This window comes from Barnesiella sp. ET7 (genome assembly GCF_024733785.1).
GTDB classification, from domain to species: Bacteria; Bacteroidota; Bacteroidia; order Bacteroidales; family Barnesiellaceae; genus Barnesiella; species Barnesiella merdigallinarum.
The window spans coordinates 24,387-43,576 of sequence record NZ_JANRHM010000015.1 but is presented as its reverse complement, the minus strand read 5'-3'; the positions used below and the strand labels follow the sequence as shown (position 1 = coordinate 43,576).

Below are 19,190 nucleotides of genomic sequence, written 5' to 3'. Positions count from 1 at the left end.
AAATAGGTGTTCTAATGGTGGTATTTATCACCGGAAAATAACTTTTGCTTCATTCTATCTTTGGCGGCTCAAAGAACTTGTCCAGCTCTGCCCGCAGGATCTTGGTATATTTACCGACCTTGATACGGGGAATATTGTGGTATTTCACATAATGGTAGAGTTGATCTCGTGTCAGATTGAATCGCTCCATCGCTTCGGCAATAGTGTAGTATTTGGGCTCTTCGGGTGCTATGAGACCTTTGGCAATGTCCACATGCTTTTTGGAGTAGTACACCATGATTCCGATTTTCTTTTTGGGAATGGCATTCTTTGATACAAAAGAATAGATGGCCGTCAGCGTCATGCCGAACTTCTCCTGCATGTCTTGCGTGCTGTACCATTCCTTGATTTCAGGATCGGGAGCTTTCTTTGAAAAGTAGTCATCAACATGCTTTTTGCTCCAATAGGTTTTCCCACGTTGAAAGGTTCGTGGAATATTATGTTCCTTAGCGATGTGAAATATCCAGGAATCCTTTATGCCATACTTTTCTTTGACTTCAGCTGTGGTGTAGAAATCTGATATTGGAGTTTTCTCTTTGGGCTTATTCTCATTATTGGAAGCAATAATGTAGTCGAACATCTTATCAATATCCGAACGCCGTACAAGAGTTTTCCCATCAAATCTGACTGCTTTGATTTTCGCGTTTTTGATATACCGATAAATTGAGGTACGGCCTACACCTAAAAATGCGGCAACTTCAGTAGGGGTTAAGAACTCTTTTTCAGAATTAGGTTTTAATTCTGCATCATGTTTCAAGTGGAATTCTTGAATTCGTTTTTTTCTAACTCGATTTTTGTATGCGAGGTTTGCGCACCTGTGTGAACAGTATGCGGTAGTGATTTTGTGGGCGGTAAAAATAGTGCCACACCACTCGCATTTCTTTTGAATTTCAATGTTATTAGCCATTTTAATTATCTTTTTAGTTCGCCAAATCTGTTTCATTGCGTACCACAGCGTTCCAAGGCGTTCCAGGTTGTCCACCATCTGGCAGACAGTAAACCCGCTTTTGGCTTGTGAGGTACACAAGAGGTACAAAAAATGGCGTAAAAAGGCTTAGCAACGATTATCAACGATACTTGAGCAACAAAAAAGGCGCCCGTAAAGAGCGCCATATTAATCGATTATAATCAATTTAACTATTTGATAATCAGATAGTTACTTGCCGATGCAGAATTTGGAGAAGATGGTACCGAGGATTTCGTCGGTCGAGATTTGGCCGGTGATTTCGCCCAGGTAGTGCATGCATTCGCGGATGTCTTGGGCAAGGAAGTCGCCCGAGAGGCCGGTTTGCAAGCCGTCAAGGGTGCGCAGTATGGCATCGTGGGCGTGCATGAGGGCTTCGTAGTGGCGGGCGTTGGTGACGATTACGTCGTTTTCGCCGGCCTGGGGCAGGTTGACGGTATCGACCAGCATCGACTCGAGGGCGTCGATGTTCTGGTTGTGCGACGCCGAGAGGAATATCATTGCGGTGTCGGTCATCTCGTGGGTGAGGCGCTCGTACAGTCGGGTGAGTTGCTGCCGGGTGGTGTCGTCGATTTTGTCGACTTTGTTGAAGGCGATGATGAGGTGCTTGCCGCGGCAGCGGGGGAGTATCTTCCGGGAGAGCTCCTCGACCTCTTGCGGGGCGTGGGTGGCGTCGATGAGCCAGATGACTATGGTGGCCTGGTCGAGTTTCTGGAAGGTGCGCTCGATGCCCATGCTCTCGATGGTGTCGTGGGTCTCGCGGATGCCGGCGGTGTCGATGAAGCGGAAGGTGATGCCTTGCAGCACGACGGTGTCTTCGATGACGTCGCGGGTGGTGCCGTGGATGTCGGAGACGAGGGCGCGGTCTTCCTTGACGAGGCGGTTGAGCAGGGTCGATTTGCCGGCGTTGGTCTCGCCGATGATGGCGGTGGGGACGCCGTTTTTGATGGCGTTGCCGAGGCTGAACGAGTCGGAGAGGCGCTTGATGACGCGCTCGATTTCGCGGGCCAGGTCGGTGAGTTTCTGGCGGTCGGCAAACTCTACCTCCTCTTCGCTGAAGTCGAGTTCGAGTTCGACGAGCGATACGAAGGTGAGCAGTTGCTCGCGCAAGCGGGCGAGCTCGCGGCTGAATCCGCCACGCATCTGCTGGATGGCCAGGCGGTGCGAGGCGGCCGAGGTGGAGGCGATGAGGTCGGCCACGGCTTCGGCTTGCGACAGGTCGAGCTTGCCGTTGGTGAAGGCGCGGCGGGTGAACTCGCCGGGGGTGGCCAGCCGGCAGCCCTGGCGCAGCAGCAGGGCCACGATTTGCTGTTGTATGTAGATGGAGCCGTGGCACGAGATTTCGACGGTATCTTCGCCGGTGAAGGAGTGGGGGGCGACGAAGAGGGTGGCGATGACGTCGTCGAGGGTGTGGCCCGCCTCGTCGGCGATGGTGCCGTAGTGGGCGGTATTGGGGCGGGCCTCGGCCAGCGGTTTGCCGGTGGGGGCGCGGAATATGCGGTCGGTGATGGCGACGGCCTCGGGGCCGCTCACGCGAACGACGGCGATGCCGCCTCGGCCGGGAGCGGTAGAGACGGCACAAATGGTATCTTGGGGCAGGGAGGTATTCAGTTCAGGTTCCATGTTTCGATCCATAACTTGCTTTCTATCGGGGTTTCTATGCTGTCGGGCAGATTGTAGAAGAAATCTATCCCGGTTAATTTTTCCACGCTGTCGATGGTCACCGCCAGGGCGCGCATGCGGGGCTGCTCGTCGCTGTTGTCGAAGAGGAAGGCGATGCCTCGCGGCGGGTCGACATAGGGGGCGGCCACTACCTTGTAGTAGCGGTCGGGCACGGCTATGCGGTTGTGCCCGATGGTGCGTGGCGAGTCGCTCACGATGGGTCCGCAGGCCACGAGCAGGGCACTGTCGCGCTGGGCCCATTCGCGCACGAGCTCTTCCAGCTCTTTCCAGCGGCCGCGGTTCAAGCCCGGGGCCTGGGGGCAGATGTTCGAGAGCAGAAACGACTCGTCCATGGCCTGTTCGCTCCACTTCATGTCGCCGGCGGGCACCATGTGGCCCCGGTCATATCCGCTGCGGGTGTAGTCGCGGGTGTCGGCCGGGGTACCCTTCACGTCGGGGTCGCTCACAAATCGGTCGCTGCGCGATACCTCGCCCTGCGTTTCGTTGCGTAACAGTTCGTAGCTCACCCAGTTGGGCAGCTTCCATTGCCGGTTGTACGAGGTGGCATATCCCGTGCGGTAGAGTATCTGCGAGGGGCGGCCGGCCGGGGTGCGGGCCAGTTCGGCCTTCTCGATGTGGGCCCGGTCTGAGCGGGTGACCTCCGAGATGACCGACGACGAGTCGGCGTGCTGGATGAGGTACCACAGACCGCCGGCAATGAGTAGCAGCAGTAGCAGCGACTTGAGGCTGCTCCCCTGGCTCGACGACGATTTTTTCCTCTTTTTTTTCTTTTTGGCCATACGCTCTACTTTTGAATGCGGTAGTGCAAATGTACGAAAAAAAATTTTTACCTTTGTTCGTCTGTTGGATGAATCCATCGGACCATGAACCGGAAAGAAAAACCAATAAAAACATATACGATGAATTTAGTAGATCGTTTTCTCCACTATGTAAGTTTCGATACCCAGTCGGACGAGCTTACCAATATGACTCCCAGTACGCCGGGGCAGATGGTCTTTGCCCAGGCTTTGGCCGAAGAGCTGAAGCAGATAGGCCTTACCGAGGTGACCCTCGACGATAACGGCTATCTGATGGCCACGTTGCCTGCCAACACCGACAAGAAGGTGCCGGTAATCGGCTTTATCGCCCACCTCGATACGAGCCCCGATATGTCGGGCCGCCACGTGTCGCCCCGCATTGTCAAGAACTACGGCGGTGCCGATATTGTGCTGTGTGCCGAGGAGGATGTGGTGCTGAAGCCGTCGGAGTTTCCCGAACTGCTGCACTACGTAGGGCAAGACCTGATTGTGACCGATGGCAAGACACTGCTCGGTGCCGACGACAAGGCCGGTGTGGCCGAGATTGTAACGGCCATGGAGTACCTGTTGGCCCACCCCGAAATCAAGCACGGCAAGATACGGGTGGCCTTCAACCCCGACGAGGAGATTGGCAAGGGGGCTCACAAGTTCGACGTGAAGGCTTTCGGTGCCGAATGGGCCTACACGATGGACGGTGGCGAGATTGGCGAGCTGGAGTATGAGAATTTCAACGCCGCCGTAGCCCGCGTTACCTTCAAGGGCCGCAACGTACATCCGGGCTATGCCAAGCACAAGATGATCAACTCGATACGTATCGCCAACCAGTATGCCATCATGCTGCCCCGCTGGGAGACGCCCGAGCATACCGAAGGCTACGAGGGTTTCTATCACCTCATTTCGTTCGAGGGCAATGTCGAGAAAACGGTGCTCACCTATATCATTCGCGACCACGACCGCGACCGCTTCGAGCGCCGCAAGAAGGAGCTCGAGCACCTCACCCGCAAAATCAACAACGAGTTCCCCGGTTGTGCCAGCATCGAAATCTCTGACCAATACTACAACATGCGCGAGAAGGTAGAGCCGGTGATGCACATTGTCGACCTCGTCTCCGATGCTATGCGTGCCGTCGATGTGGTGCCCATGGTGAAACCGGTGCGCGGCGGTACCGACGGCGCCCAGTTGTCGTTCAAGGGCCTGCCTTGCCCCAACATCTTCGCCGGCGGCCTCAACTTCCACGGACGCTACGAGTTCGTGCCCATCCAGTCGATGGAGAAAGCCACTGAGGTGATTGTACAAATCGCCCGCATGGCAGCCGAGAAGTAACAAACCGTTTTATCCCGACGAAGCAGCATGAGGTACCAGTGGTAGGCCCGGCTGTTTCGTCGGTCTTTTTATATCAATCCTTCATCTTATGGCAGGAACCCTCCTTGTACTTACCGGTCCCACGGGGGTGGGAAAGACCGAACTCAGCCTGCAGCTGGCCGAGCACTACGGTGCGCCTATCATCTCGGCCGACAGCCGGCAGTTCTACCGCGACATTCCCATCGGTACGGCGGCCCCTACGGCCGAACAGCTGGCCCGGGTCAAGCACTATTTCGTGGGGCAGCTGGCCTTGACCGACTATTACAGCGCCTCGTGCTACGAGGAGGAGGTGCTGCGTCTGCTCGACACGCTGTTTCAAGAGCACGCTTATGTGCTGCTCACCGGGGGCTCCATGATGTATATCGATGCCGTGTGCAAGGGAATAGACGAGATTCCTACCATAACCGACGAGGTGCGCCGCGAGGTGCTGGAGCACTACCACCGCGTGGGGCTCGAGGCTCTGTGCGAGGAGTTGCGCGAGCGCGACCCGGTCTACTACGGCGAGGTTGACTTGAAGAACCACAAGCGGGTGATTCATGCTATTGAGATTTGCCGCCAGACGGGCGGCCGATATAGCGACCTGCGCACCCGGCAGGTGAAGCAGCGCCCCTTCCGTATCGTGAAAATCGGACTTATCCGCCCGCGCGAAGAGCTGTTCGACCGCATTGCCCGCCGCACCGAACAGATGATGGCCGACGGCCTGCTCGACGAGGCCCGTCGGGTCTATCCCCTCCGTCACCTCAATTCGCTCAATACCGTGGGGTATAAGGAGCTGTTTGCCTGTTTCGACGGGACGATGACCCTCGACCAGGCCATCGAGAAGATTAAACGCAATACCCGGGTCTACTCCAAAAAGCAGGTGACCTGGTACAAGAAGGACCCCGACATGCACTGGTTCTCGCCCGACGACAAGGAGGCGATTATCGAGTATATCGACGGGTGTAAGTAGATAAGATTTTTTGGGGGATTGTTTACCTTTCCTTATGTGTATATATCCCGTCCGGGACGCTTCTGGATTCCGCGTCACAGCGCGGAATGACCGGTTTGTCACCCCGCACTTGATGCGGGGTCTATGGGCATCGAATGTGCACTTCCCGCCCTGGTATTTAATTAGTCGCGTGTCTTTATAAAATATTCCTTTACACCCCGATTGTAGAGCGAGAAGATTTCGCGAGCCTTTTGCAGGAACCCCTTCAGGTGGGGGCGTTGCGGGTGAGCCTGCACCTCCTGTTCGGCCGGAACGACCACGAAGGGGTCGGCGGCTGTGACGGGTCGGCGGGTGTAGACCAGCGTATATTGGGCCGACTTCAGTACCACCCGGTTTATCGGGTCGCGGGCCACGGTCACTTTTACCAGGGCTCCGCCCACGGTGTCGCGCGTCTTCATGTTGGAGATGAAGTTGCCCAGCGAATAGACGACCAGCGCCTGTGGATTGCCCTGCTTGTCGCAGCGCAGCTCCATGGGTTGAATCACATGCGGGTGGGCCCCGATGACCAGTTGCACCCCCTCGTCGACCAGCAGGTCGGCCAGCTCCTTTTGTGTGGCGTTGGGCAGCAGTTGGTATTCGTTGCCCCAGTGCAGGCAGGCCACAATCAGTTCGGCCTGGAGCTCCCGGGCCCGGCGAATGTCGTGCTTGATGCGTGCCCGGTCTATGTAGTTGACGATGAGGGGCGGGGTGGGGGTGAAGCCGTTGGTGCCGTAGGTGTAGTTGAGAAAGGCGATGCGTATGCCCTTGATGTTGGTGACAAAGGGGTGGAAACGCTCGAGCGAACGGTCGGACTCGTAGGTGCCTATGTGGTCGACGCCGAGGGAGTCGAGCCGTTGCAGCGTGCGCCGGGCTCCACGCGACTGGCGGTCGAGACAGTGGTTGTTGGCGGTGAGGAAGAGGTCGAAACCCGCCTGTTGCAGGGCGGCGGGAAACTCGTCGGGGGCCGAGAAGCAGGGATAGCCCGTGTAGGGAGCTCCTCCCGTGGGGGCTTCGAGGTTGACCACGGCATAGTCGGCCGCCGAAACCTCGGGGGCTATCAGTTCGAAACAGCCCGAGTAGTCATAACCTTCGCCGGTGCGAGCCGAGGTAATCTGGGCCTGGTGCTGCATGGCATCGCCCGCAAAAAGCAGGGAAACTGCGGTAGCGGGAACTACCGGAGTTTGCCCTAATAAAAGCGGTGCTAAAAAGGTGACAAGCCCTGTCATGGCCCGAAGGTCTTATTGGTAAATGGCTTTCTTGCCGGCCAGCAGGGTGTTGCGCATGAGCGATACGATGGTCATGGGCCCTACGCCGCCGGGTACGGGGGTGATGTAGGAGCAGAGGGGAGCAACCTCGCTGAACTTCACGTCGCCGGTGAGCTTGAAGCCCGACTTCTTCGTGGCGTCGGGAACACGGGTGGTACCTACGTCGATGATGACGGCACCCTCTTTCACCATATCGGCCGTGACAAACTCGGGCGAACCGAGGGCGGCGATGATGATGTCGGCCGTGCGGCATATCTCCTTGATATTGGGGGTGGCGCTGTGGCATACGGTTACGGTGGCGTTGCCCGGGTAGGTCTTCTGCATCATCAGGGTAGCCACGGGTTTACCCACGATGTTGCTGCGGCCCAGCACCACGCAGTGTTTGCCCTTGGTCTCGATGTTGTAGCGGGCCAGCAGCTCCATGATTCCGGCCGGGGTAGCCGATACGAAGCAGGGCAGGCCGATAGACATGCGGCCCACGTTTACGGGGTGGAAGCCGTCTACATCCTTGCGGTAGTCGATGGCCTCGATTACCTTCTGTTCCGAGATGTGTTTGGGCAGAGGCAGTTGCACGATGAAACCGTCGATGTCGGGGTCGTTGTTCAGTTCGTCGACCTTGCGCAGCAGCTCCTCTTCGGTCACGTCGCTTTCGTAACGGACGAGTGTCGATTTGAATCCGCACTGTTCGCAGGCTTTTACCTTGTGGGCTACATAGGTTTCACTACCGCCGTCGTGTCCTACCAGGACGGCTGCCAGGTGGGGGCGTTTGCCGCCGGCATTGCAAATGTCGGCAACCTCCTGGGCGATTTCTTGTTTGATGCGGTCGGCCACCGCTTTTCCGTCGATTAGTTGCATAAGCATTAGAGATTATATGAAAAAACTGCCGGACACACTCTCTATTTGCCTCGGGGCAATCGGTCGTTGGGGTGAGAGTATATCCGGCAGTTTCATGGTTGATAATGTATGTTTTCTTATTTCCGTCTGAATCCTTTCATCATGGCGCCCTTGTTCTGGGTAACCATTCGCATCATCTTGCGCGTCTGGTCAAACTGCTTGATGAGTCGGTTCACCTCCTGGATGGAGGTGCCGCTACCGGCGGCGATGCGCTGGCGGCGGCTGCCGTTGAGCAGCTCGGGGTTGCTGCGCTCTTTGGGGGTCATCGAGTAGATGATGGCTTCGATGCTCTTGAAGGCGTTGTCGTCGATGTCCATATCCTTGATGGCTTTGCCCACACCCGGAATCATCGAGGCCAGGTCTTTGAGGTTACCCATCTTTTTGATTTGCTGTATCTGGCTGAGGAAGTCGTTGAAGTCGAACTGGTTCTTGGCAATCTTCTTTTGCAGCCGTTTGGCCTCCTCTTCGTCGTATTGCTCCTGAGCCCGCTCAACCAGCGAAACGATATCGCCCATGCCCAGGATACGGTCGGCCATACGGGCGGGGTGGAAGTAGTCGATGGCTTCGAGCTTCTCGCCGGTACCGATAAACTTGATGGGCTTGTCGACCACCGTGCGGATGGAGAGGGCGGCACCACCGCGGGTATCGCCGTCGAGTTTGGTCAGAACCACGCCGTTGAAGTCGAGGCGGTCGTTGAACTCCTTGGCGGTGTTGACGGCATCCTGACCGGTCATGGCATCGACCACGAACAGAATTTCGGTGGGGTTTATCTTCTTCTTGATGGCCTCGATTTCGTTCATCATTTGCTCGTCGATGGCCAACCGGCCGGCGGTATCGACGATGACCAGGTCGAAGTGGTTTTCTTTGGCATATTTCACGGCATTGGCGGCGATGCTCACGGCATCCTTGCTGTCGGGCTCGGTATAGACCGGTACGTCAATCTGCTCGCCCAGCACCTTCAACTGCTCGATAGCGGCGGGACGGTACACGTCGCAAGCCACAAGCAAGGGGCGTTTGGCCTTTTTCGATTTCAGCATCTTGGCCAGCTTGCCCGAGAATGTGGTCTTACCCGAACCCTGCAAACCCGACATGAGGATAATCGACGGATTTTGCGACAGGTTGAGGTCGGCCGTTTCGCCTCCCATCAGGGCAGCCAGTTCGTCGTGTACGATCTTCACCATCAACTGCCCCGGCTTTACGGCGGTGAGTACATCCTGTCCCAGCGCCTTCGCCTTTACGGTATCGGTGAATTGCTTGGCCACTTTGTAGTTGACATCGGCATCGAGCAGCGCACGGCGCACATCTTTCAGCGTCTCGGCCACGTTGATTTCGGTGATTTTGCCTTCACCTTTCAATATTTTAAAAGACCGTTCCAGTCTTTCACTCAGGTTTTCGAACATAGTTTTTCAAACAAAAATTTTTACACTGATGGATAAATCGGTGCAAAATTACTCAAAATCGACGGAATATGCGAATAAAAACCGAAGAATAACATACGTTTCTCTTCGACCCGTTGCGAAAGTCGCGCGAGGCATGCAATTATTTTGTATGACAGGCTCGAAAATTAGAAAAAATTTGCTATTATTGTCAATGATTTACAGCTCTTCCGATCCTTCTGCATGGAACACTTGCCGGTAGTTGGGGTGGGAAAGGCCGACAGAACTTTGATTTTAATTGATTGCAGTATGAAAAAATTCTTCACATTTCTTCTGGTTGTCGTGTTGGTATTGTTGTGTCTTCGAATTGCCGGTGTATGGAAGAGCGAACCCGACGATGAGAATAAGGATTTGGAACCGGTCGAGGTCGATGCTACGGCCGACTCGGTGGCTATGGAACAAAGCACACACTTGAAATTCAAAGGCGTACCTATCGACGGGTCTCTGGCGCAGTTCCTCTCGCGCATGCAGAGCAAAGGCTTCGAAGTGACTTCGGAGCGACAAGACGAGATTCATCGTCTCGAGGGAGACTTTGCCGGGTTCAAGCAGTGCGAGGTCTATGTCTCCACGCTCGACAACCAAGACCTGGTCTCCCGGATAACCGTCTGTTTCCCCATTCAGGACCAGTGGAAAAATCTGTATGGCGACTACAAGACTTTGAAGGAGATGCTGGTCGAGAAGTATGGCCGGCCCGTGTCGTGTGTCGAGCGTTTCACGGGTTCTTTGGGGAATCTCGGCGATGATTTCCGCATGATCGCTGTTCGCAATGACGAATGTCAGTATGTTACCCGGTTTGCGAGTGACGAGGGTGACATCATTCTCAGTATAGAGTATCGGGGTTCCTCGACGTGTTATGTGCAACTGGTCTATAAGGATAAGGAGAACGGACAGGTCGTGCGCAATGCAGCCATAGAAGATTTGTAATACAAAGGGAGAGGCCGGCAGGTCTCTTTTTTTGTCTGGGGGGGGTAGGGGCTTGGCGCAGTCTTTGCTTGAACCTATTGCGACATCATACCGTCCCGATAAGACATGAGTGTGGATTGTCATGGAATACAGATAGATACAAGAAGCCTTGCTGCGATAACACGGATTTGGGGTATACAGGTAGTATAAAATATTATTATAGGTAGAGGGGGGAGGTTGCAGGGTGATGGCTGGCGCTTATACTCTTAATAAGTATTAAAAAACAGGGTGGTTATTGCATATTCTATACTTTTACTTCATATTAGACTCAAAATTGGTCGATATGTCTATTTTTTATGAAGAAGAGCATAAAACATGCTATAATTACAATGTACCGGAGGAGTCGGTATTCAAGTATTTCGAGTTGGAGAAAGATTCCCCGCCGGTGTTTTCCGAGATGAACCGCTCCATGCTGTGTTTCGTGGGCAAGGGTACGATTGTGATAAAATTCGGTCGGCATAACACCGTCGAGATAGGGGAGCGCCGTTTTTTCTTTGTGCCTCCGTGTGTTAACTTTTATGGCTGGCAGTTGACGTCTGCACAGTTGTTGACGTGTGCGTTTACCGGGATACCCAAGTTTTGCAACATCTACACGTTCGACAACCTGACCCATGAGATGCAGGAGAGCGTGTCGAAGGAAAACCGGTTGTTCACCTTGCCCATTTGCGACCGGCTGCACGAGTTCTTTTGCCTGTTGACCGAGTGCATGCAAGATGGCATATTGTGCATGCACTACCATCAGCTTAAATTGCAGGAGCTTTTCTTGCTGTTGCGGGCCTATTATTCCAAAGAAGATTTGGTAAAAATGTTCATGCCGGTATTGGGTGTCGACAACAAGTTCAGGAGTTTTGTGCTGCAACATTACAGAAAATTTGCCGACATCAAGCAGTTCTCCGAGCTTGCCAACATGTCGCCCTCCACATTCCAACGCAAGTTCAAGCAGGCTTTCAGAAAGCCGTTCAACGAGTGGCTGCTGGAACGGAAGAGCGAGTTGATTATTCGGGAGTTAAAGACTTCGACGAAGGCAATCAACGAAATAGCCGACGAGTTTGGCTTTTCGTCGGTACAATATTTCTCCAATTTCTGCAAGCGGCAGTTTGGGAAAAATCCCACCGAGTTACGCTTCGACCAGTTTTAGCCAATCGTTGGGGCTCTTTTCTGAAATTTCAGAGGGGGAGCCTCCGTAAAAACATGTGAAAGTCAACGCCTCTCTTTCTTGTCCCGATACACTTTCCCGCCGGGATATAGAGTAGTCATACGGGAGTCCGGTTCTATTGCCCCGTCGATGCCGGTGGGAGAAACTTTTTTGCCACATATACAGGCTTCTTACGGATATTTTATCGGGATTTCATGTTATAACATATAGTTATAGGTAGGCGCTCGATTGGGCTACCTTGCCTTGTTGGGTTGCTCTCCGCTGCTTGTTCAAGTGCGATTTTTACCCCCCCCCTATGCGTTGCTATATTATTGATTTATAGGTATTTATTCGCTTTATGGTTGCTGCAAACGCTCTATGTGAGTGCGCTTTTTCGGGAGGATAGAGCCTTGTGAGAATGTGAATAATGGCATAAAATCATAAATTTTTAGCATTTTTTCATAATAGCCGGTTATAGGCTTTGCCATAATTTTGCAGCTGAAAATCAGAGATGAACAATTTCATGAATTTATTAAGGTTTAAGATAGGTTGTTGGGGAGTTGCTGCATTGCTGGGCATTTGTCTGTCGGCAAATGCGCAAAAGGCAGCATTGAAAACCAATGCCCTTTATTGGCTCACTACTACACCCAATGCCGGCGTGGAGTTTGCACTAAGCAACAAGGTTACAGTCGAGATTGCCGGCGCATACAATCCGTGGACATTCAAGGATGACAAAAAGATGAAGTTCTGGTTGGTGCAACCCGAGGCCCGCTATTGGTTCTGCGAGAAATTCGAGGGTCATTTCATCGGGCTGCATTTGCACGGCGCGCAGTTCTTCGGCGGATTCAAAGAGCGGCGTTACGATGGTTACCTGGCCGGTGGCGGTATCACCTATGGCTATGACTGGATGCTTTCTCCGCACTGGAATCTCGAGCTTGCCATCGGGGCAGGCTATGCGCGGCTGTGGTACGACGAGAGCCCTCGCATACCGTGCAAGAAGTGTGTCGAGCCGCGGCACAAAAATTACCTGGGTCCCACCAAAGCGGCTCTGTCAATCATTTATTTGTTTTAGTCGATTATGGAAATCAAGAAATATAAAACATTATCATTTGCGGTGTTGGCAACGGCGACGATGGTAGCGACCGGCTGTGCCTCGCATCGGGCCGGGAAACGCATTACGGTCGAGCCCGGCGAGAAAGTGTTGACGCTCGACTCGACGCGCAGCGCGGGGTTGGACGTGACTTTCCATGTTCCCGAACACTATTTTTCCAAGCGGAGCCGGCTCTTCATATCGCCCGCCTTGTATAGCGGCGACAGCCTTATCGAAGAGTATCCCCAAGTGGTGCTCGACGCTCCCATATTTACCAAGAAGACCGAGCGTGCCGCCAAGCTCGAAAACAAAGTCGACACCGTTGCCTCGTATTCCCGGAAGGTCGACAACGGCGAAGCCCAGACCATTCCCTATCGGCAAACCGTCGTGTTGCCCGAGGGTGTCGAGAGTGGCGAGGTAATTGCCAAGGTCTCGACCGATGGTTGCGGTGTTTGCTCGGGTATCGACACGCTCCATTTGGCCGGGCTCACCAATCCCGTTTCGCTCATCGATGTAAAAGAATCGTTGAAGCTCGATTGGATCGAACCCGAATTTAAGATAAAACCCAAGATTCGCAGCGGGCAAGGTGTGGCGCGCTTGCAATTCATTATCAACCGATATGATATTCGCACCGACCTCGGGCGCAACAAAGCCGAGCTCGACACGATGCTGGCCAAGCTGGGACCCATTCTGGCCGATACCCTGGCTACCCTCGAATATGTCAAGATTACCGGTGTGGCTTCGGCCGACGGTTCGTTGCGCATCAATATTCCCTTGTCGCGCAACCGTGCCAACTCGGCTATGAAATGGCTGGTACAGCAGCTGAACATTCCCGCCGAATTGCAAAAACGCTTCTCAATCAGCTCGCGTCCCGAGGGTTGGGGCCCTGTGCTGGAAGCCATGCGTGCCGCCGGCGACCCCGACACCACGGCTGTGGCTGCGATTCTCGATAAATATGCCGACTACAACGACGACGTGCAGGAGTACTATATCCGCCGGTTGGATTGTTGGAAGAGAATAAGAGACAACTATTTGCAGAAAGACCGTAATGTAGAATATCTCTATTCCTATCAGATAAGGAGCTTTACCACCGATGAGGAATTGCTCGAGATGTATGACAGGCGGCCCGACGCATTCAGCGAAGATGAACTGTTGCGGGTTTCTACCTTGAAACAGACTCCCGAGGAGAAGAAAGAGGTCTATCGCACCATTCTCCACTATTTCCCGCAATCGCGCGTGGCTGCCAACAACCTGGCGGTGCTGTTGCTCCGCGAGGGCAAGGAAGACGAGGCCCGCGAGGTGTTCGACAGTGTGGAGGGATACAGCGAAGAGACGTTGAAAACCCGGGCTGCCCTCTATGTCTATCGCAACGAATATGAAAAAGCCGTCGAGCTGCTCGAAACCGAGGTCGACGACCCCGAGGCTCGCTACAACCTCGGACTTGTGAAAGCGCAGTTGCGCCAGTTCGACGAAGCCTACGAGTTGCTCGCTCCCTTTGGCGACATCAACAGCGCCGTGGTGGCATTGAGCGTCGACAAGAACGACGAGGCCGACCGCATGCTGCGGGCCATCGACTCCCGCACGCCGCAGTGCGAGTATGTGAGGGCTATCACGGCAGCCCGTCTCGGACGCGATACCGAAGCCTTGGAGCATATTGCCCGGGCAGCCGAAGATGCTGTCTTGCGCGAACGTGCAAAAACCGAATACGATTTCAAGCCCTACCGCGATAACCTGGATTTTCGCACGGCTATATATAAATAATAAGGTAAAGAGTTAGACATGATTCGAAAACCTCTCATATTGTTCATGCTGGCAGCCGCGCTCGGCGCGTGCGTGCGTGAGGATATACAACCTTGTCCCCCCTTGCAGGTGACGATAGGCATTGGCGACAGAAACTACGACAACATCGACGAAGTGGCTGCCTCGGGATTGGATACGAAGCGGAGCGACGACGAGCCTTTCAAGGCTTTCGCCTCGACCCTCTATTATGTCATCGAGGACTATGCGACCGGCGAGGTGATTGTCGAGCGATTTTTGCAACAGGTCGACGGCAACGGCTTGCAGGTAGCTTGCGAGGGGATACCCGAAGAGCTGCCTTTCGGCAAATACATCGTTACCGCGTGGGGCAACCTCCCCGACGAGGAGGTTCTCGACGAGGCGGGCGGTGTGAGGACCTCGGTGCTGCACCCCGGCCATGTCGAGGGATTCGACCTCTATATGGCGTGCGACACCATCGACTATGACTACGACCGGGGCACGCATCAGCTCGATTTGCGTCGGGTGAAAGGAAAGCTGCTCATCGAGACGATAAACCTGCCGGCTTCCGTGAGATGGAGCGACAAGACCATCGACAACGTGGCCGGGTCGATTAACAGCCGTTTCGAGTATGGCGAGGCTACCGCGGTCAAGACCACGCACGAGTGGGGCGGCGAGCCGAGTATACTCACCGATATCTATGTGGCTCCCTCGGTCGGAGGCCAGCGCTCTACGCTCGATGTCAATTTTTACAACGATGCTTCGCGCGAGAATCCGGTTTGTGAGCCTGCACCCTTGCAATTATCGCTCGCCCGCAACCACATTGAGGTGGTGCGCTACGACTATGATGTCGTGACGGGGGCGTTCGAGATTTACATCTGGGTCGATTCCCGTTGGGAAAATATTCACGACCTCGTGATCGATTAAGAGAAAATAAATAAGAAAACACATTGTATAATTTGGTTAAATTTGATTTTTAAGTTAAGATGAAAAAACATGTAATCTCAGGTTTGGCTGCCTTGTCGTTGCTGGCATTGGTAGCATGTAACGAAGAAACCGACGCTCCTGTATTCAACAGCGAGAGTCAAGTGTTCACCATTTCTGTGGCCAACAAAGACGCCGTTCCCACCCGTGCCGGCCGTCCTTTGTACAGCCAGGCTTACGAGCAGGACATCGATTTCGTGAAATTTACGATTGTTCGCACCGACAATGACGGTGGAAACCAAAATCAAATCGTGTATGCCGATGTAATCAATACCTGGATGACGAATTCCAACGTTATCGCTACTGCCGATGGCCACGGCCGTCAAACGACCATCGAACTCAAAGGTGAAAACAAACTCGTCCCCGGTACTTACAAGGCATATGCCGTGGGCTATTCCGACGGTAGCTCTTATACCGATTTGACCACAGACCTCGCCGGTCTTGCCGTAGGCGAACAGTTTAATCCGATTAGCGTGGTTACCGACGGTGACGCCGAAGAAATCTTTGCCGGTGGATTTGAAAACGGTGAATTTGAGGTGGTTGCAGGCAAAGGCTTCTCTCAATCTATCGTGTTGAAACGTCAGGTGGCCGGTACTTACGGTTATTTCACCAATATCCCCGCCAAAGGGCCCAAAGGTGAAGATGCTAAGTACTTGCGTCTGATTGCTTCCAACAAGATGAAAGAGGTAATCTTCGATGGCTTCGACCAGAAGAACGCCGTGAACGGAAAGAACTCTTTCAACTCCGCTTCGGAGGACTATTTCGATGGCTCTCACAAAGGTTATGAGGTATATCGCATCGACCTGAACCAATGGTTCCCCAGTGGCGATACAAATGCCAATGACATGTTCGATGCCGGCGATACTGGTTGGCGAAAAGACCCTGCTATCACCGAGCCGAATGTTTCGTTCGAAACGGGTTCGGTATTCGGCGGTAAATTCCTGGTGCCTTTCAAGGCTGTCAATGGAACCAACACCTTGCAGTTGCAACTGCTCGATGAGAGTGATAACATCTTGAAATATTGGAATGTAAACCTCAAAACCGCACAAACCGTTAATGTGGTTGAAGGTGCCGACAATAACGAGGTTGCAGAGTCTACATCGGTTTACAGTATCCTCCGTAACCAACTTTACACCATCGGTGTTCGTGCTGCTGGCGATGATGGCGGTGAGAACCCCGATCCCGAAGAAGGTGACGACACTCCGGAAGATTTGAGCAAAGGCCAAGAGCTCATTATCGTAGTCGATGGCGCCTGGGAGAACATTCCCGGTATGGAACTCGATTGATGTTTGCTGCATAATGACAAAAAGGTTACCGAGCGTGTCTTGCCGGGACTGTCGTCCCACAGCCCGGCAGGTGTAACCGGTCGCTACGGCGGCTCACCGATATCGGCGGCCGGGGGTTGAATGTTCCCCCTGCCGTCACCAAATACAAGAAATACGAAAGAACAGAGAGATGAAATTTGCACGTATCTTATCATTTTCTTTGGCGGCCTGCCTGTTGGCCGCGTGCGGCAGCGACGAAATGTTGCCCGTGGGCGGCGGCGATGGCGAAATCGTTATCGCCTTGCAATCGTCGGGCACTCCGGCCTCGCGTGTCTCGCTGGCCGGGAGCGATCCTTTGCAGCACGTGACCTATGTGCAGGTATATGCTTTCAAGGGTACCGGCGACGACGCTCGCTGTGTAGTGAGCGAAAACGCTATGTGGCACCGGCAGGAGGGCCAAATCGCCGCGCAATACTATAAGTTGCGCACCCGTCTCGATGCGGGGGAGTACACTTTCCTTGCCGTGGGTATAGACAACCCGTTGACGGGTGACCGCCTGCCCGACACCTCGCTGCGAGGTGCCGCCACCGCCTATGGCCTGCCCGATGCCATCGAGGCCGGCGACGGCGTGACAACGGGCACACGGCTGGCCGATGCCTACGCTCGCCTTGCGGCCGGGAAATCGGCAGACGACATCGCTTCGGCCGAATTGATGGCGGGATTCGCCCAAGCCGAGTGGAACCGTGTCGACGACATTACGGTTGCGTTGGAGCTGCGGCGCCGGGTAGCCGGGGTGCAGTGCTATTTGACCAACGTGCCCGAGGGAGTGACAAAAATAGAATTGATATGTGCGACTCCGCAATATAGCAATGTGCCGTTGTGCAAGCAAGCCGAAGAGGCCGACTTTGGTACCGAACAATTAGGCGAGGAGACCGAAGTACTGTTGTCGATGCCGGTGAACGACGAAGTGCTCGCCGCCGAGAGCGTGACACTTGCCGATGGCTCGACCATCGCCAAGCAACGGGGCAGTGTCTATGCCGCAGCTTTCCTCTTGCCCATACCGCAGCAGCAGGCTATGCTCACCTTGCGTCTCACCAATGCTTCGGGAACGGAGGTTAAAAACGTGAAACTCGACACCGGCGAGGGCGCATACACCTATGATTTCCCCCTTCGCGCCAACTGGCTGTACTCGATAGGTCATAAATCGGCCGATATCGACGAACCCGAAGACCTCGGCGGCAAGATGACCGACATTGTAATCGACGGTAATTGGCAGGTCGATGTGGATATACCCTTGTAATCGAATATGAAGATGATGAAAATAGCGAATATGAAATATGCGATAGGCAAGCTGATGCTTGCGGCTGTCTGTCCGGTGGCCATGCTCCTCGGCGGATGCGACAGCGACGAGCCTGCCTCTTCTCCCGCAGGAGGGACAACAGGTATGAATACTCCCGGCGAAGGCATTGTGGTCTGCGGCGGCAATGGCGATTTGGTGGCGCAAACCCGGTTTACCGGAGCCGACGACACGTCGGGGCCGGGTGTCGAAGGTACTTGCCGCGCCGACCGCCTCGAAATCTATCCGTTTTTTCAAGGGGTAGGAATTGGGGATTCCAGTTGGCCCGATGAGAATAGGTATGTCTATAACAATCCTAATGTAAATTCGAGCGTGACGATCGACCCTGTTTTTGATTTGAAGATTATGGGTCGCGACGGTTATACCGAAGCGCAACTCAATGCGCACAAGGATAATTATTATTTTTATATATACAATACGGCACTGGCCTATACCGAGGCCGATAAGTCGAATTTTACCACGAATATAGCGAACCGCACGTCGTCGACCCTCAGTCTCAACGGGGCGGGAACGTCATATGTCACTCCCGAACTTTACTATGGTATATTGCGATTCAAGAATGAAGATGACTGGAAGTCGAATTTTGACAAAGCCGAGAACGTGTATTATCAGAGTGGTTGGGGTGAGAGTAATCATACGGGAGATCTCACCGGTCGCATTTTCCGCATTGTGAGCCAGGTGAACCTCACCATTACCGACATACCGGCCGGGGAGGTATCGAGTATCGAGTTGTATGCCGACCATTTCCCCACACAGATTACGCTCAACGGTACGCACGGCTCCTATTATCCGGTACACGCCGTGACCGATCCCGCCAACACGACACAGAACGACAGCGTGTTGCTGGCCCGGACCGACATCTCGCCGACAGCCGAGAGCGCCGAACTCTCGTCGTTCCTGCTGCCCAGCGAAGTGGGTATGCGCTTTTGGGTGAAAATTTCCTATACCGGCGAAAGCAGCAGAGACCGGGTATTCGACTTGCGCCCGCAAACGAGCCACTACCTCACGGGCGACGATGCCGCCGTTTACAACGTGGGCAGCGATTTGAAACACGGTAGCGACCTCTATGTCTACAACGGCAATGCCGGTAAATTCTGTTTCTATTCCTACTCCAATGTGCGGGTGAACCTGAGCGGGCGGTTCGACAACATCGCGGTCGATACCAGCGAGCCGAACATTGAAATCGTGGTGAATCCCAATTTTGAAGACGAGCATAATTTTGATATAATATAGA

16 protein-coding genes are annotated in these 19,190 nt (G+C 54.0%); 10 read left to right on the top strand and 6 right to left on the bottom strand.

The features are described from left to right. Nucleotides 1–49: 49 nt before the first annotated feature. The 3 genes from NW211_RS10235 to NW211_RS10225 form a co-directional block, all read right to left on the bottom strand. Nucleotides 50–946 carry a helix-turn-helix domain-containing protein gene (locus tag NW211_RS10235; protein ID WP_258327765.1) on the bottom strand — a complete coding sequence of 299 codons (897 nt, stop codon included), beginning with the start codon at nt 944–946 and terminating at the stop codon, nt 50–52. A gap of 249 nt (nt 947–1,195) precedes the next feature. Beyond that, nucleotides 1,196–2,602 carry a tRNA uridine-5-carboxymethylaminomethyl(34) synthesis GTPase MnmE gene (gene mnmE / locus NW211_RS10230; RefSeq protein ID WP_258327799.1) on the bottom strand — a complete coding sequence of 469 codons (1,407 nt, stop codon included), beginning with the start codon at nt 2,600–2,602 and terminating at the stop codon, nt 1,196–1,198. A gap of 8 nt (nt 2,603–2,610) precedes the next feature. Beyond that, nucleotides 2,611–3,465 carry a DNA/RNA non-specific endonuclease gene (locus NW211_RS10225; RefSeq protein WP_258327764.1) on the bottom strand — a complete coding sequence of 285 codons (855 nt, stop codon included), beginning with the start codon at nt 3,463–3,465 and terminating at the stop codon, nt 2,611–2,613. A 120-nt stretch (nt 3,466–3,585) separates the two neighbouring features. On the opposite strand from NW211_RS10225, the gene pepT reads away from it, so the two are divergent. Beyond that, nucleotides 3,586–4,806, top strand: coding sequence for a peptidase T (gene pepT, locus NW211_RS10220; protein WP_087409621.1), 1,221 nt, complete (start codon nt 3,586–3,588; stop codon nt 4,804–4,806). 88 nt (nt 4,807–4,894) lie between these two features. Beyond that, the gene (miaA, locus tag NW211_RS10215) at nt 4,895–5,794 is read left to right on the top strand and encodes a tRNA (adenosine(37)-N6)-dimethylallyltransferase MiaA (RefSeq protein ID WP_087409620.1); all 900 of its coding nucleotides are present in this window, start codon (nt 4,895–4,897) and stop codon (nt 5,792–5,794) included. Nucleotides 5,795–5,955: 161 nt separating this feature from the next. Here the strand turns inward: miaA and NW211_RS10210 are convergent, their stop codons facing one another. The 3 genes from NW211_RS10210 to ffh all read right to left on the bottom strand — a co-directional run bounded on the left by NW211_RS10210 (nt 5,956) and on the right by ffh (nt 9,371). Continuing rightward, a complete protein-coding gene (locus NW211_RS10210) occupies nt 5,956–7,038 on the bottom strand; it encodes a CapA family protein (protein WP_258327763.1) in 1,083 nt (360 codons plus the stop codon). A gap of 12 nt (nt 7,039–7,050) precedes the next feature. After that, nucleotides 7,051–7,932: a bifunctional methylenetetrahydrofolate dehydrogenase/methenyltetrahydrofolate cyclohydrolase FolD gene (gene folD / locus NW211_RS10205; RefSeq protein WP_258327762.1), complete on the bottom strand. Its 882-nt coding sequence runs from the start codon at nt 7,930–7,932 to the stop codon at nt 7,051–7,053. A 116-nt stretch (nt 7,933–8,048) separates the two neighbouring features. Further along, the gene (gene ffh / locus NW211_RS10200; protein ID WP_087409618.1) at nt 8,049–9,371 is read right to left on the bottom strand and encodes a signal recognition particle protein; all 1,323 of its coding nucleotides are present in this window, start codon (nt 9,369–9,371) and stop codon (nt 8,049–8,051) included. A 285-nt stretch (nt 9,372–9,656) separates the two neighbouring features. Here ffh and NW211_RS10195 point away from each other — a divergent pair, with 285 nt between their 5' ends. The 8 genes from NW211_RS10195 to NW211_RS10160 all read left to right on the top strand — a co-directional run bounded on the left by NW211_RS10195 (nt 9,657) and on the right by NW211_RS10160 (nt 19,189). Beyond that, nucleotides 9,657–10,331 (top strand): hypothetical protein, encoded by a 675-nt coding sequence (locus tag NW211_RS10195; protein WP_258327761.1) that lies wholly within the window; start codon nt 9,657–9,659, stop codon nt 10,329–10,331. 322 nt (nt 10,332–10,653) lie between these two features. Continuing rightward, complete coding sequence (locus NW211_RS10190) at nt 10,654–11,508, top strand: helix-turn-helix transcriptional regulator (RefSeq protein ID WP_258327760.1); 855 nt, start codon at nt 10,654–10,656, stop codon at nt 11,506–11,508. Between the two features lie 508 nt (nt 11,509–12,016). Further along, the gene (locus NW211_RS10185) at nt 12,017–12,577 is read left to right on the top strand and encodes a DUF3575 domain-containing protein (RefSeq protein ID WP_309249706.1); all 561 of its coding nucleotides are present in this window, start codon (nt 12,017–12,019) and stop codon (nt 12,575–12,577) included. 6 nt (nt 12,578–12,583) lie between these two features. Next, nucleotides 12,584–14,356, top strand: coding sequence for a hypothetical protein (locus tag NW211_RS10180; RefSeq protein WP_258327758.1), 1,773 nt, complete (start codon nt 12,584–12,586; stop codon nt 14,354–14,356). A gap of 18 nt (nt 14,357–14,374) precedes the next feature. Further along, on the top strand, nt 14,375–15,277 hold the full coding sequence (locus NW211_RS10175; protein WP_258327757.1) for a hypothetical protein: 903 nt from the start codon (nt 14,375–14,377) through the stop codon (nt 15,275–15,277). A 59-nt stretch (nt 15,278–15,336) separates the two neighbouring features. Beyond that, nucleotides 15,337–16,620 carry a hypothetical protein gene (locus NW211_RS10170; RefSeq protein ID WP_258327756.1) on the top strand — a complete coding sequence of 428 codons (1,284 nt, stop codon included), beginning with the start codon at nt 15,337–15,339 and terminating at the stop codon, nt 16,618–16,620. Nucleotides 16,621–16,789: 169 nt separating this feature from the next. Further along, nucleotides 16,790–17,899 carry a FimB/Mfa2 family fimbrial subunit gene (locus NW211_RS10165; RefSeq protein ID WP_258327755.1) on the top strand — a complete coding sequence of 370 codons (1,110 nt, stop codon included), beginning with the start codon at nt 16,790–16,792 and terminating at the stop codon, nt 17,897–17,899. Nucleotides 17,900–17,911: 12 nt separating this feature from the next. After that, a complete protein-coding gene (locus NW211_RS10160) occupies nt 17,912–19,189 on the top strand; it encodes a hypothetical protein (protein ID WP_258327754.1) in 1,278 nt (425 codons plus the stop codon). Nucleotide 19,190: the final 1 nt, after the last annotated feature.